16 protein-coding genes are annotated in these 14,732 nt (G+C 36.4%); 8 read left to right on the top strand and 8 right to left on the bottom strand.

What is annotated here, in order from left to right:
- Positions 1-92: 92 nt before the first annotated feature.
- The 4 genes from ACZDYH_RS26480 to ACZDYH_RS26465 all read right to left on the bottom strand — a co-directional run bounded on the left by ACZDYH_RS26480 (position 93) and on the right by ACZDYH_RS26465 (position 3,779).
- Positions 93-1,565, bottom strand: a complete 1,473-nt coding sequence (locus tag ACZDYH_RS26480) for a sodium:solute symporter family protein (RefSeq protein WP_000125930.1) — start codon at positions 1,563-1,565, stop codon at positions 93-95.
- Positions 1,562-1,759: a DUF3311 domain-containing protein gene (locus ACZDYH_RS26475; RefSeq protein WP_474887532.1), complete on the bottom strand. Its 198-nt coding sequence runs from the start codon at positions 1,757-1,759 to the stop codon at positions 1,562-1,564. Before ACZDYH_RS26475 ends, ACZDYH_RS26480 begins: the two co-directional genes overlap by 4 nt.
- Before the next feature lies 1 nt (position 1,760).
- Positions 1,761-2,936 (bottom strand): amidohydrolase, encoded by a 1,176-nt coding sequence (locus ACZDYH_RS26470; protein ID WP_434713508.1) that lies wholly within the window; start codon positions 2,934-2,936, stop codon positions 1,761-1,763.
- 132 nt (positions 2,937-3,068) lie between these two features.
- Positions 3,069-3,779, bottom strand: a complete 711-nt coding sequence (locus ACZDYH_RS26465) for a C39 family peptidase (RefSeq protein ID WP_000734488.1) — start codon at positions 3,777-3,779, stop codon at positions 3,069-3,071.
- A 376-nt stretch (positions 3,780-4,155) separates the two neighbouring features.
- Here ACZDYH_RS26465 and ACZDYH_RS26460 point away from each other — a divergent pair, with 376 nt between their 5' ends.
- From ACZDYH_RS26460 to ACZDYH_RS26425, 8 genes are all read left to right on the top strand, one after another.
- Positions 4,156-5,571, top strand: a complete 1,416-nt coding sequence (locus tag ACZDYH_RS26460) for an amino acid permease (RefSeq protein WP_001075759.1) — start codon at positions 4,156-4,158, stop codon at positions 5,569-5,571.
- Between the two features lie 282 nt (positions 5,572-5,853).
- The gene (locus tag ACZDYH_RS26455) at positions 5,854-6,729 is read left to right on the top strand and encodes a cytochrome aa3 quinol oxidase subunit II (protein WP_001176165.1); all 876 of its coding nucleotides are present in this window, start codon (positions 5,854-5,856) and stop codon (positions 6,727-6,729) included.
- 33 nt (positions 6,730-6,762) lie between these two features.
- Positions 6,763-8,697, top strand: coding sequence for a cytochrome aa3 quinol oxidase subunit I (gene qoxB, locus ACZDYH_RS26450; RefSeq protein ID WP_000762366.1), 1,935 nt, complete (start codon positions 6,763-6,765; stop codon positions 8,695-8,697).
- Positions 8,698-8,710: 13 nt separating this feature from the next.
- On the top strand, positions 8,711-9,313 hold the full coding sequence (gene qoxC / locus ACZDYH_RS26445; RefSeq protein WP_000729317.1) for a cytochrome aa3 quinol oxidase subunit III: 603 nt from the start codon (positions 8,711-8,713) through the stop codon (positions 9,311-9,313).
- On the top strand, positions 9,314-9,625 hold the full coding sequence (qoxD, locus tag ACZDYH_RS26440; protein ID WP_000068425.1) for a cytochrome aa3 quinol oxidase subunit IV: 312 nt from the start codon (positions 9,314-9,316) through the stop codon (positions 9,623-9,625).
- Between the two features lie 217 nt (positions 9,626-9,842).
- Positions 9,843-11,672 (top strand): monovalent cation:proton antiporter family protein, encoded by a 1,830-nt coding sequence (locus ACZDYH_RS26435; protein WP_434713502.1) that lies wholly within the window; start codon positions 9,843-9,845, stop codon positions 11,670-11,672.
- A 52-nt stretch (positions 11,673-11,724) separates the two neighbouring features.
- A complete protein-coding gene (locus ACZDYH_RS26430; RefSeq protein ID WP_000926991.1) occupies positions 11,725-11,982 on the top strand; it encodes a DUF4022 family protein in 258 nt (85 codons plus the stop codon).
- A 14-nt stretch (positions 11,983-11,996) separates the two neighbouring features.
- Entirely contained in the window at positions 11,997-12,434 is a 438-nt protein-coding gene (locus tag ACZDYH_RS26425) for a GNAT family N-acetyltransferase (protein ID WP_000633767.1), read from the top strand.
- A 39-nt stretch (positions 12,435-12,473) separates the two neighbouring features.
- Here ACZDYH_RS26425 and ACZDYH_RS26420 read toward each other — a convergent pair whose 3' ends face one another.
- The 4 genes from ACZDYH_RS26420 to ACZDYH_RS26405 form a co-directional block, all read right to left on the bottom strand.
- The gene (locus ACZDYH_RS26420; protein ID WP_000706629.1) at positions 12,474-12,902 is read right to left on the bottom strand and encodes a hypothetical protein; all 429 of its coding nucleotides are present in this window, start codon (positions 12,900-12,902) and stop codon (positions 12,474-12,476) included.
- A gap of 1 nt (position 12,903) precedes the next feature.
- Entirely contained in the window at positions 12,904-13,107 is a 204-nt protein-coding gene (locus tag ACZDYH_RS26415) for a helix-turn-helix transcriptional regulator (protein ID WP_000301183.1), read from the bottom strand.
- 157 nt (positions 13,108-13,264) lie between these two features.
- Entirely contained in the window at positions 13,265-14,422 is a 1,158-nt protein-coding gene (locus tag ACZDYH_RS26410) for an RNA-guided endonuclease InsQ/TnpB family protein (protein WP_063535666.1), read from the bottom strand.
- Positions 14,419-14,682: a MerR family transcriptional regulator gene (locus ACZDYH_RS26405; RefSeq protein WP_000816201.1), complete on the bottom strand. Its 264-nt coding sequence runs from the start codon at positions 14,680-14,682 to the stop codon at positions 14,419-14,421. The genes ACZDYH_RS26410 and ACZDYH_RS26405 overlap by 4 nt, the downstream gene beginning before the upstream one ends.
- Between the last annotated feature and the right edge of the window lie 50 nt (positions 14,683-14,732).

Below are 14,732 nucleotides of genomic sequence, written 5' to 3'. Positions count from 1 at the left end.
TTTTACAGGCAGCAGGGCCCCCACCTAACTTCTTTGCTTCCGCTGAATTTTGAGGTGGGGGTCTTACTGCTTGTTAATGCGGGATAAACGAATTACTTTTCCACTATTATAGTGTTTTTCTTTATAAATACACCTTTTGTAAATCCACTGACTACAAACATCACAATTATATTAATTAACAATGCGACTATACCTACATTCAAATCTTTTATATACTGCGGGAAACTCGGAAACATCGTGGCTATAGTTGAACCAGATAAGGTAATATATGCGACCACTAATAGCCCAACTCCCATTCCTGCAATAGCTCCTTGCTTCGTAATAATTTGACGTGGAAACAAACTACATACAAGTGCAGGGAAAAGTTGTGTAACGATACTGTATCCCATTAATAGAAGCGCTCCTATCGTTTCTCCTCCTTTAAATGTAAATAAAACTGCCACGAGCGTTACTACAGGCACAAATAATTTTGCCATCTTAGCAACTTGTCTATCTGAAGCAGATGGAACTATCGTTCGATAAATATTTTTCGCTAACAGTGTAGAAGCCGCCATAACAAGCATCGAACCCGGAACCAATGCCGTTAATACTCCCGCACTACCAATAATTCCAATAAACCAAGGGTCAAACGTTTGAAGAGCAAGTCTGAACAATGAAAGGTCTACATCCGCTCCTTTTAATCCCGGAACCTGTAATATAGCAGCAAATCCTGCAAAAAATACGAAAAGTAAAACTAAAGAATACAATGGCATAATTGCTGCATTTTTACGAAATACTTTTTCATTTTTTGCAGAAAAAGCAGAAGCAAATGTATGAGGCCACATATAGAAACCGAGGGCCGTTAATATAATAGTAGAAACAAACCAAGAAATACTCATTCCTTCTTCAGGTAAAGATAAAAATCCCGGTTTCGCTGCCTCTACAGCCTCAAACATCGGCTGAAATCCTCCATAATAATGATACGGTAAATATATACCTAAAAACATAACGATAAACAGTATCATAATATCCTTCAAAGCGGCCGTCCAAGCCGAACCATGTATACCTGAAACCATTACATATATAGTTATAACAATAGCACCAATCCAAACCGCAACAACAGGTGACACCCTTCCGTAAGAAGCTTCTGAAACGATAATTCCCAGTCCTTTTAACTGTAAAACAAGATATGGGATGATGGAAACAACACCAACAATTGAAACAATAATCCCAAGCGCTTTACTTCTATATTTCTTCGCAAAAAAATCCGACTGTGAAACAAGGTTATGCTCTTTCGCATACTTCCAAATCGGTGGCAATAAAAAATACGATAAAAGATAAGCTAAAGCGCCATAGCCTAAAATATAAAAGGTAGGTGCTCCTTTACTATACGCCCAGCCACTTCCTCCCAAAAATGTAAACGTCGTATAAATTTCACCTGCCATAAGGAGAAAAACAAAAATAGTGCCAAACCCTCTTCCCCCAACTGACCATTGCTCTAAATTCATATCTTTTCCATGTTGTGCCCGAATCCCTAAAAATAGTGCGAGAAACAAAAATAAAATAATGATAAGTAATGCAGTCATTTTACATCCTCCTTATTAGCAGGATCAAACACGTACACAAGCCCCATACAAAAAGATGTAATAAACACTGATAATAATACCCAAAATAATAAAAATGGCATCCCTAATACGTAAGGAGTAACTGAATTCGCAAATATTGGCCCAACTACTAAACAAAGAACTGGGATAGGCGCTAGAATGTGTATTTTCTTCATCTCATTCTCCTTTACTTATAAATTTCATAATGGCTGATACAAAGACTTCCACTCCAATCGGTAATGCATCTTCGTCAATCGTAAAACGAGGGTGATGGTGAGGATATATAATACCTTTCTCTTTATTTCCCGCTCCGATAAAAAAGAATGTCCCCGGTGCCTTTTGTAAAAACGCTGAAAAATCTTCTCCAGCCATCGTCGGCTGTAAACGAACAACTCTATCCCTTCCATAAAGTTGTAATGCCGTTTGTTCAATAAGCTCTGTAGCTTCATAATCATTTACAACTGGTCGATATCCATATTCATATGAAAATGTATATTTCGCTCCGTAAGATTCCGTAATATGCTTCACAATCCGCTCAATCTTCTTCTCTGTTTCACTTCGTAATTCATGTCTTAAACTTCTTACTGTCCCTTCAATCTCAGCTTGCTCTGGTATTACATTATGAGTTGTCCCAGCATGAAATTGCGTAACAGATATTACGAGAGAATCTAATGGATTCGTGAGGCGAGATACAATTTGCTGAAGTTGCGAAACGACTTGTGTTCCGATTGCAATACTATCCACCGTTTCATGAGGGATTCCAGCATGTCCACCTTTTCCCTCTATCTTAATTTTAAAAACATCCGGTGCAGCCATTGCAGGACCATAAATAACACCTATTTTCCCAACCTCTAACGACGCCCAAAGGTGAGCACCAATAATATAATCCACACCTTCCATTACACCTGCAGCAACCATCTCCTCTGCACCACCAGGAAAATTCTCTTCAGCATGTTGGAATAGAAAACGAATCTCCCCTTTAATCTTCTCTCTTTCTTCTACCAACTTATGTACAACCCCAAGTAATATCGCTATATGTCCATCATGACCACATGCATGCATTACACCTTTATATGTAGAAATAAAATCAAACTCATTTTCTTCATGAATAGGAAGAGCATCCATATCGGCTCGAATCGCAACTGTTTTGCCCGGATGTTTACCTGCTAACTTTGCCATCACACTATATTTAGTCGGCCGTGACACTTCTAAATATGGGAATTTCCGAAGTATATCGAACACAAACTGCGATGTTTTCTCTTCTTGAAAAGATAACTCTGGATACTTATGAAAATGCCTTCTCCACTCAACTAACTGATTTTTTGACAAAACAAGTTCCTTTGCAACATCCATTTCTCTTCTCCCCTTCTTCACCAAGTTAAATGTTATTATAACGTGAATCGTTAACTTTTAAAAGAATCTTCTGAATTTTCAGTGTTAATAAACCAAAAAGAAAAAGCCATCCCAAAGATGACTTTTTCATTATTATAAAATAGTAATTGCTTGTTTTCCCATTTGCTCCCAAGCTTTCTCAAATTCTGCTCGCGGAACAGCCAAACGTGGATTATTTTTAAGAGGATCATTTACATATACAAAGTTTTGATCATATCCAATTACTACTGCACTATGCTCATAATATGTAATTTTCACTTCGCCTGAACTCGTATTCCATGTTTCAAAACTACTTTCAGCTAGCGGCTTAAACGTCGTATTAATAATGACCCATACCGGAGAGCCAGAACTAATTACTTTATATATATCTTGCATGTCTCTACCTGTTAAATTAATTACTTTTTCAGGAACATATTTTTCTGCTAAATCAAAGATTGGTTTATTGTATACACCATATCCAGGCTCTGCCTTTGTATAAATATTTCCCACAAATCCCTCGTAAGGATTTCCACGCAAACCATTTTGTTCAAATGGAACACGATGAATTTCGCTAGCAAGTTGCATCTTATCTACTTGTACACCTTTATATTGCAGCAACATAGCTAAACTTGTCACTTCACACCCTCTGGGCAATTCTGGTAATTGTTTAATAAACGGAACATCTTCAATCATAGCTGCTTCTTTCATTTCAGATAGAAACTCTAAGCGTAGAACTTGCGCCTTTTGCATGATTTTATCTTTTCCTATAAAAAATGCAGCAGCAAGTATAATCCCAAAAACAAAAAGATATTTTAACTTTTTCATTATAAACAAAACTCCATTAATTATTATTTTACAGATACACCTCTTATCATTGTACCCTTCTTCTTACTAGTTTGCTAGAAAGATCATGTGAATTATCGCTCATAGAATTAATTATAAAAATTCTAATTATTTTTAATAAAAAGAAAAATAAATATACATTTACAGAATATTTTGCTAAAATCAAAATTGTTAACATAGTGAAGATATCACCATGTTAACAAACATTCTTAGAGTATTTAGTCATAGTTCGTTTTTTTACATACTCCATTCATTTCATAGCAAATAAACCGAGTGTGTGTTGCATCCCCCACTAATGATTAAAAACTCAGAATAAAACGAAGTTCACACATTCAAGAAAATACGGGGTGAGGGACATATGAATCAACAAATTGAACAAACAGATTTAAAACGAACAATGAAAAGTAGACACCTATTTATGATTGCACTCGGCGGTGTTATCGGAACCGGGTTATTTATGGGATCTGGTCAAATTGTCCATAATGCCGGACCTGGTGGTGCTATTCTTGCATTTTTAGTCGGTGGATTTGTTATGTATTTAACGATGTTATGTCTTGGTGAATTATCCGTCGCTATGCCAGAAGCAGGTTCATTCCAAAGTTATGCAAGCAAATTCATTTCACCTGGTTTTGGATTTGTTGTCGGTTGGATGTATTGGTTAAATTGGGCTGTTACAGTTGGCGTAGAGTTAACAACTGTAAGTATTTTAATGAAACGCTGGTTTCCAGACGTTTCTTCCTGGATTTGGTGCGTTACATTTGCAGCAGCACTCTTCCTCGTAAACGCTTTATCAGCAAAAGCATATGCAGAAGCAGAGTTTTGGTTCGCAAGTGTAAAAGTCGCAACAATTGTTATTTTCATCGTACTTGGCGGCGCTGTTATGTTCGGTCTACTAGACTTTAATGGAAAGCCAGCTCCAATGCTTCATAATTTCACTGAAAATGGCGGGCTATTTCCAAATGGTGCATTAGCTGTTCTTCTTACGATGATTACAGTAAATTACTCCTTCCAAGGAACAGAATTAATCGGAATCGCTTCAGGCGAAAGTGAAAATCCTGAAAAAACAATTCCAAAAGCAATTAAAAACACAATTTGGCGAACTCTCTTCTTCTTCGTCTTAGCGATATCAGTTGTTGTAGGTTTACTCCCATGGCAAGAGGCTAATCTAGTCGAAAGTCCCTTTGTACTTGTATTTGATGTAGCCGGTGTCCCATATGCAGCAGACATTATGAACTTTGTTATTATTACAGCTGTATTATCCGTTGCTAACTCTGGTCTCTACGCAAATTCTCGTATGCTGTGGGCGATGGCAAAACAAGGAATGGCAAGTCCAGCATTTACGAAATTAACTAAAAAAGGTGTACCGCTAAATGCATTAATTTTCAGCCTAATTTTCGCTAGCCTGTCCTTACTAACAAGTGTATTTGCGGCAGATACTGTCTTTCTAGTTTTAACATCTATTGCAGCAATGGCTGCCGTTGTCGTTTGGATGTCAATCGCCGCTTCACAGTTTTTCTTCCGTAGAAATTTCGTGAAAAACGGTGGCAACATAAATGATTTAAAATATCGTACACCGCTCTATCCACTAGTTCCAATCGTAGCGTTTTCGCTGAATTTCATTACATTTGTTAGTTTGGCTTTCATTCCAGATCAAAGAATTGCTCTTTATTGTGGCATTCCATTTATGATTATTTGTTACATTTTATATCAAGTTAAATATAAAAAAATTGTCACACTTGAACAGCCACGAACTGTCATACGAGAAATAAACTAAATATACAAAATATTCAGCTATCTTTCTTATGATAAGATAGCTTTTTTCTATTTCTTGGATATCCTGGTATAACTTTATTTATCTTAAAATTTTCACAATCACGTTTTTCTCTGGAAAATAGTTTACAATGTAATCAAGTTACAAATGATATTCACCTTAAAAAGTGTGCATTTGTGTCTATTTTTTAACAATATATCAAAAACTATTGCCTTCTATAAATTAATAGGTTTATATTGTTTTATTGGCATAGTTTCAATCCAAGGAGAAAGGAGATTTTCAATCGTGCAACTAAAGAAAGCGTTTTGGAAGTTGGCTTCGCTTCTTCCGTTATCATTACTTCTGTTCCTCGGTGGCTGTGATAAAAAACTCGCAGTATTAAATCCGCAAGGACCTGTTGCAAAAGCACAGTATGATTTAATTGTTTGGTCATTCTTGCTTATGTCATTAATTATCGCAATTGTATTCATTCTGTTTACAGTCATCTTGATTCGTTATCGTGAAAAACCAGAGAATATGGACTATGAGCCACCTGAACAACACGGTAACACATTACTAGAAATTATTTGGACGCTTGTTCCTGTTATTATCGTTATCGCATTATCGATTCCAACAGTAAAAGCAACTTATGCTTCGGAAGAGGTTCCGAAAGAGTCCAAACATATTAAACCAGTTGAAATTTATGTTACATCTGCAAACTGGAAATGGTTATTCAGTTACCCAGAGGAAAAAATTGAAACCGTTAACTATTTAAACATCCCAGCTGGTGTACCAATTCAATTCAAACTGACTTCTGTCGGCCCAATGAATGCTTTCTGGGTACCAGAACTTGGTGGTATGAAGTACACAATGGATGGCATGATTATGGATCTTTATTTACAAGCTGATAAGCCAGGTTCTTACCTAGGCCGTAGTGCGAACTTCTCTGGTGAAGGATTCACACACATGGAGTTCGAAGTTGAAGCAAAAACTAAAGAGAAATATGACAAGTGGGTTAAAGAAGTACAAGAAACTGCTCCTAAACTAACAGAAGCTAAGTACAACGAAATTGTTAAACCTGGTGTAGTTGGTCGTATGACATTCTCTAGTCACCACTTAAGTTATGTAGATCCAAAATCACTTGAATATTGTGATTACAACTACTACAAAAACAAAAAATAATAGCTATTATTCCAACAGATTGGAGTGAACACAGTGAAGCTTGATGAATTCTTTGTCACAGGTGACCCGATTATTTACGGTGCAGACGCTTCTATCGTTCTTGTGACATTAGCAATCATTTTCGTACTAACAAAGTATAAAAAATGGAAATGGCTTTGGGACGAATGGTTAACAACTGTTGACCATAAAAAAATCGGAGCTATGTATATTATTTCTGCGGTTATCATGTTATTCCGTGGTGGTATGGATGGTTTAATGATCCGTGCACAGTTAACATTCCCAGAAACAACTTATTTAAACGCTGAACACTATAACGGGATCTTTACAACACATGGTACAGTAATGATTCTTTTCATGGCAATGCCATTCGTTATGGGATTAATGAACCTTGTAGTACCATTACAAATTGGTGCTCGTGACGTTGCATATCCGTTCTTAAATGCTTTAAGTTTCTGGTTATTCTTTGTCGGAGCAATGTTATTCAACATCGCTTTCGTAATCGGTGGTTCTCCAGACGCTGGGTGGACTTCTTACTTCCCAATGGCAGGTACAGAGTTTACTTCGGGCGTAGGAAATAACTACTACGCAATTGCATTACAGATTTCAGGTCTCGGTACGCTAATGACCGGTATTAACTTCCTTGTTACTATCTTAAAAATGCGTACACCTGGTATGACTTTAATGAGAATGCCAATGTTTACTTGGTCAATCTTAATTACAACAATTATCATTATTTTCGCTTTCCCAGTATTAACAGTTGCTCTTGCATTAATGACATTTGACCGTCTATTCGATGCTCACTTCTTTACGATGGCGAGCGGCGGTATGCCAATGTTATGGGCCAACCTGTTCTGGGTATGGGGTCACCCTGAAGTATATATCGTTATTTTACCGGCATTCGGTATTTTCTCTGAAATCATTAGTACATTCTCACGTAAACGTCTATTCGGTTACAGTGCAATGGTATACTCAATGGTTGCAATTTCTTTACTAAGTTTCGTCGTATGGCTTCACCACTTCTTCACGATGGGTGCAGGTCCAGCGGTTAACTCATTCTTCTCGATTTCGACAATGGCGATTTCGATTCCAACCGGGGTTAAGATCTTTAACTGGTTGTTTACACTGTATAAAGGACGTATTCGTTTTACAGTTCCAATGCTTTGGTCATTGGCATTTATTCCAAACTTCGTAGTCGGTGGGGTTACAGGGGTTATGCTTGGAATGGCAGCAGCTGATTATCAATACCATAACAGCTACTTCCTAATCGCTCACTTCCACTACGTATTAATCGCAGGTACAGTATTCGCTATGCTTGCTGGATTCACATTCTGGTATCCAAAAATGACTGGTCATATGTTAAATGAACGCCTAGGTAAATGGACATTCTGGATCTTTATGAGCGGATTCAACATCTGTTTCTTCCCAATGTACTTCTTAGGTTTAGACGGTATGACTCGTCGTATGTACACTTACTCTGAAAGTCTTGGATGGGGATGGCTAAACCAAATCGCATCTGTTGGTGCGGTAATGATGGGTATCGGCTTCCTACTTCTTTGCTACAACGTAATTTGGAGTGCACGTCACGGTGAACGTGACACAACTGGAGATCCATGGGATGGTCGTACACTTGAATGGGCAACTCACTCTCCTGTACAACATTACAACTTCGCGAAGCTTCCTGAAATTAAAGAAGCTGATGCTTTCTGGTACATGAAAAAACGCGGAGAAACAGTTACACCAGCAGCAGAAGATATTAAACCAATTCACATGCCAAGTAACTCTGGTGTGCCTATTATTGCGTCTGGATTCTTCGGTCTTGCAGGTTTCGCATTAGTATTTAGCTGGTTCTGGCTTGCAGCAATCGGTGGTATTGGTATTTTAGCTTGCTTAATCTATCGTTCATTCGATTATGATGAAGGCTACTATATCAGTGTTGATGAAATTAAAAAAACAGAACATATAGCATGAGAGGTGAAATGACATGGCGGCTTTAGATAAAAGCTTACCTTTGGAATATCAATCCGAACAAAGCAGATTGAATATCCTAGGATTCTGGATTTTTCTTGGGGCTGAAATTATGCTGTTCGCAACACTTTTCGCCTCTTATCTAGTCCTTGCTGGTCGTACGGCAGATGGCCCAACACCAGCGCAATTGTTTGAACTTAAAACGCTTTTAATTCAAACATTACTACTTTTAACAAGTAGTTTTACATGCGGTATCGTAATTCATGAAATGCGTAAGCATAACCAAAAAGCGATGCTTGGATGGTTCGTCCTTACATTACTTTTAGGTGCAGGTTTCCTATTCTTCGAGATCGAAGAGTTCATTATGTACATTGGTGAAGGCGCAACAATTCAAACAAGTGCTTTCTTATCTGGATTCTTCGTTCTTCTTGGAACGCATGGAGCTCACGTAACAGGCGGTATCATTTGGGCAATTTGTGTTATTATCCAAATTTTAAAACGAGGTTTAACACCAGTTACAGCTCGTAAAGTATTCATTATCAGCTTATACTGGCATTTCCTTGATCTTGTTTGGGTCTTTATTTACACACTAGTTTACTTGAACGGGATGGTGGCGTAAATGGCTCAAAACAACAATCAAGCAAACGGACATGCGCATAGCGGATTCCCTTGGTCACACGTTTTCGGATTTATTTTATCGCTTGCATTAACGTTTCTAGCGTTATACGTGGCACTTTACACAACATTGCCACTTTCAACAGTCTTAACAACTATTATCATAATGGCTGTTGCGCAAGCATTGTTACAATTAATTATGTTCATGCATTTAAAAGAAGGAGAAGGAAGAGTTCAAATTCTTACAATGATATACAGTTTCTTCGTTGCAACTGCAACAGTTGGTTTAACTGTATGGATCTTCTTCTCAATGTAATGTACATGAAAAAGACTGCTGAGATTCCTCAGCAGTCTTTTTTTATCCCCTCTATTACATCCACATTACGGAATTAACAGCATAATCATGAAAAATATACTTATTATGACAAATGTTAAGAAAAGTCTTTCTTTATGAAATCGAATCCATATGCGTTGCTTTTCTACCTATTATATGGCTAAATAGGTACTATATTTATTTGAAGGGAGAGAACGCAATGGAACATCATACTTCTGTTCTATCACTTATGGTTGTCGTTGCAATCGCGTTTTTCGTTCCCCTTTTGTTACAACGCTTTAAATTAAAAGCACTTCCTGTGGTCGTTGCAGAAATTATTGCAGGAATCTTTGTAGGTAAAAGTGGGTTTAATATTATTGAGCCAGATATATGGCTTCAAGTTTTATCAACATTAGGATTTATCTTCCTCATGTTCTTAAGCGGTTTAGAAATTGATTTTTCTATCTTTAAACAAAAAGGGAAAAAAAATACGACAAACGAACCAAATACATTTCAGGCAGCAAGCATTATCTTCTTATTTATTTTCATCTTATCTTATGCCCTATCATTACTATTCGTATGGCTAGGATTCGTAGATAATGCAATGTTCATGACTTTAATTATTTCAACTATTTCTTTAGGTGTTGTTGTACCAACATTAAAAGAGAATAACTTAGGAAAAACAGCAATTGGGCAAATCATTTTATTAGTCGCTGTTATTGCGGATTTAGTTACAATGATTTTACTCGCTGTATTCGTCGGATTAAATTCCGAAAGCGGCCAAAGCATGTGGCTTCTTCTTCTTCTATTCGGCGCTGGTATTGTTATTTACTTTATTGCAAAACGCTTTAAAAACATTCCATACTTAGATAGTTTAAAAGCTGGTAGTGTACAAATTGATACACGAGCTGTTTTTGCACTCATTTTAATCTTAGTTGGGTTATCGGAATCTGTTGGAGCAGAAAATATTTTAGGGGCCTTTTTAGCAGGTGTACTTGTATCGTTATTATCACCAAATGAAGATATGGTGGAAAAACTTGATTCTATCGGCTACGGTTTCTTCATCCCTATTTTCTTCGTAATGGTTGGTGTAAATCTAGAGGTGTGGTCTATTTTCAAAGAACCTTCTAGCATGCTAATGATCCCAATCTTAATTGTAGGACTCTTTATTTCAAAACTCATACCATCACTCGTCTTAAGAAAATGGTATCCACGTAATATCGTACTTGGAAGTGCAATTTTATTAACATCGACACTTTCTTTAGTTATTGCGGCTGCACAAATTGGTGAAAAACTGGAGATCATCAGTCCGAGTTTATCTGCCTCTCTTATTTTAAGCGCAGTTATTACTTGTATTTTTGCACCTATATTGTTTAAAAAAATGTTCCCAAAAGTAGAAACACCAAAACCAAAAGTAGCTATTATTGGCGCGAGCAGAATTACCCTTCCGTTATCACTAGATTTAAAACGAGAAGATTATGACGTAACGCTATATATGATGCGTCAAAACAAAATAAATGATGAAGAAGCGAAATCGCACGACTTCCCTATCGTGAAATTGGATGACATCACAATCGCATCATTAACTGAACAAACAGCATTTGATGCAGATCGCGTCGTTGTTGCAACAAGTGATGATGAACAAAACTTATTATTGGCAGAACATGCAAAAGAGCTAGGTGTTGAACATGTTATTGCAAGTGTAGAAGATCCACTTCTACAAGAAAAAGCAACGCAAGAACATATCGCTGTATTCTCAACAATTAACTCTACACGTATTTTATTACGTGCGCTTATTGATAAACCTAGTCTCGTTCGCTTAATTACAACAGCAAACGAAACAGTCCGTGAAGTTGAACTACGGAGCAATAAATATAACGGCGTTGCACTTCGTCGCCTTCCGTTTTTAGGTGATGTACTAGTCATTCAAATTTATCGTGGAAATAAAGCATTAATCCCACATGGGGATACAAGACTACAACACGGTGATACATTACTTGTAACAGGCTCAAAAGAACATATCGATACACTAAAAAACATATTAGAATAAAAAAATGCCCCTCACATAATTGAGGGGCATTTTTTCCATTTCATATGGTAAAATGTTACTATCACATATTATGGGGATGGATTACATTATGTCTATTATAACTTTAGCTCTCTTATTATTAGCCGAAATACTCGTTGCCATTATTCTCATCGGTGTTAGTATTGAGATTTGTAGTTACGGATGGAAAAAATCGAATGGAATAAAATATTCTTGCCTCCTACTTTCACTCCTTCTCGGAACTGCTAGCATACTCGGACTTCTCGCCGCACCTGCCTATTTCTTTATACAATTAACAGAAAAAGCGTTATAAGAAAGGATGTTAATATGATTACCGTGAAAAATATTGAGGGATCTGAAACTTACGTATTACGTCAAAAAATTTTACGCCCCAATCAAACATTAGCAGATTGTAAATACCCTTCCGATTATGAAACAGACACCTTCCACTTAGGCGCATTTATAAACGATGAACTAATTAGTATCGCTTCCTTCTCAAAAGAAATATATCCCGACTTACCAACGGGTATTCATTATCGTCTACGAGGAATGGCAACATTACCTGCATTTCGAAACAACCGTGCTGGAAGCTCCTTAATTCAGAAGGCGGAACAAATCTTGCAAGAACGCCAAGCAAATATATTATGGTGTAATGGCCGAATTACTGTAGCTGACTATTACAAGCACTTAGGCTTCCAGGAATATGGTGAAATCTTTGAAATTGAACCGATTGGCCTTCATAAAGTACTATATAAAAGAATATGAGAAAAGCTTTCCTCAATATGGGAAAGCCTTTCTTATATTTCAATCTTCTCTTTTTATTTTTTTCATATATATGTATATAAACAAACTTGGAACTAAAAAACAAGCAAACATAATAAGTCCTGTCATACTAATTTCCTTTATCGAAATATCTGGTGTTACAACGATACAAATAGCTAAAATCCCAATAATAATACCTACCGGAATGAATAATAGCTTCATAAAATAACGACGCGACACTCCGCCCGTATGCTCATACACTTCCACTGAATTTTTCAGATTTAAAAAGTTAATAATTATTATCCCGCCCATAAATACCATTAATAAATCCGAAACACTTTCATATCCTGCCCCTTGCAAGACATAGCGGTAAAAGACGATAGCTAGTATGACGATATTTTGTAAGATGAAAGCTAATCTAATATGTTTTAACCCTTCAATCATTAAACGTTCATCTTTCACGATTTTCATCCTACCACTCCTTTTCCTCCCAAAACAAATCATTCAACGTTTTATCTACTGCATAACAAATTTTTAAACATAAATCTAAAGATGGATTGTATTTCCCCTTCTCAATTAAACTAATCGTTTGCCTTGTAACGCCTACTTTTTCTGCTAATTGTTGCTGTGTTAAATCTAATTGAACACGCGCGACTTTTATTTTACTTACAGCCATTCATGTTCCTGCTACTAAAAATATAGACAAATGTATATTCTTAGAGTATTCCTGCTTCTACGTGCCCTGCCTCGCTAATCACTTGCTACTACAGTTTGCTGTGACACTTCACAGGCGTAAATTCCGATGTAGCCCACCGTACATATATACAATCTATTTACGTTAGTATTGTATATTTTTTTGCTTGTAAAAGGTTGATTGACGCATTTAAATCTCTATCTATTACATTGCCACATTCACATGTATATACTCGGTCAGACAGCTTTAAATCCGACTTTTTTTGACCGCAACATGAACACATTTTAGAAGATGGATAGAATCTGTCCACTTGCCGTAGTTCAATTCCATATTCCCTACATTTCGTTAATAACCATGTTTTAAAAGCATAAAAACATTGTTGCGCTACAGCTTTAGATAGATGTTTGTTCTTCATCATACCTTTCACATTCAAATCTTCTACTACAATAAACGTTGGCTTGGTTTTCACCACATCATTTACAATAGACTTTACATACGCTAATCGAATATTTGCTAGCCTAGCATGTAGTTGTTGCACCCTAAGAATATTTTTGTTTATATTCGCTCTTTTATTAGTAACAGGTTGTTCACCTCTCTTCCTTATATTTTCAAATTTGCGTGATAAAGAGCGTTGTTCACGTTTTAACCGTTTTTCTATCTTTTTTACTTGTACTGTTTTATTTATATTTTTGTGAGTTTTTCCATCGCTACGTACAGCGAAGTCTTTAATTCCCAAATCAATTCCTAGACCTACTGTATTGAGAGTTGCATTTGGTTTTACCTCTTTCACTTCACAGAGTATAGACACATAGTATCTTCCTGCTCTTTGATATACTGTACCACTTTTTACAGTTGTATTTTTTGAAATATATCCATACTCTTTTAACCTTATCCAACCAATTGTAGGGACTTTTACTCTATGTCTTTCTACTGTCCAATCTGTTTTGTTGTTTTTCGGAAAGTAGCACTTCACATCTTGCTTCTTCTTTTTTTTATATCGTGGAAACTTAGATAAACCTTTAAAAAACCGCTTAAAAGCTTTATCTCCATTCATAATCGCTTGTTTTACCGCTTTGCTCGACACTTCTTTAATCCACTGGTCACACTCTTTTGTATGAATGTTGTTTAACCATTTGGAAAAGTCATAACCACTAAGAAATTTCCCCTCCGACTCATATACCTCTTTATTTTTAGAGATATACAGGTTATATACATATCGACACACCCCAATAGTTTGACGGATTTTACTAATTTGTTCAGTTGTCGGTTTGATTTCTATTAAATATGCTCTTTTCATAAGTCTTCATCCTCCGACATTTTCTTTTTGTATTTTCTCAACCCATATATTCTACAGCTAAATACATGAATGATAGATATTAAATCCTGAACAAGTTCTTCTTGAATACCCATATATTTCTTATACTGTTCTTCTGTATAATATCTTCTTCCTTTTGGGTTTCGGTAAGCAGGTAAAACACCTTGATTGTCCCACCTTTGCAATGTCTTAACAGAGACATTAAGCATTTCTGAAAATTCTTTCGGTTTATATTGTTTCATAATTACTTTTCACTATATATGCCTACTTTTGTCTATGTTTTTGTTTACTG

Source organism: Bacillus sp. EB V-12 (assembly GCF_056158125.1).
This window is presented reverse-complemented; position numbering and strand designations above follow the sequence as displayed.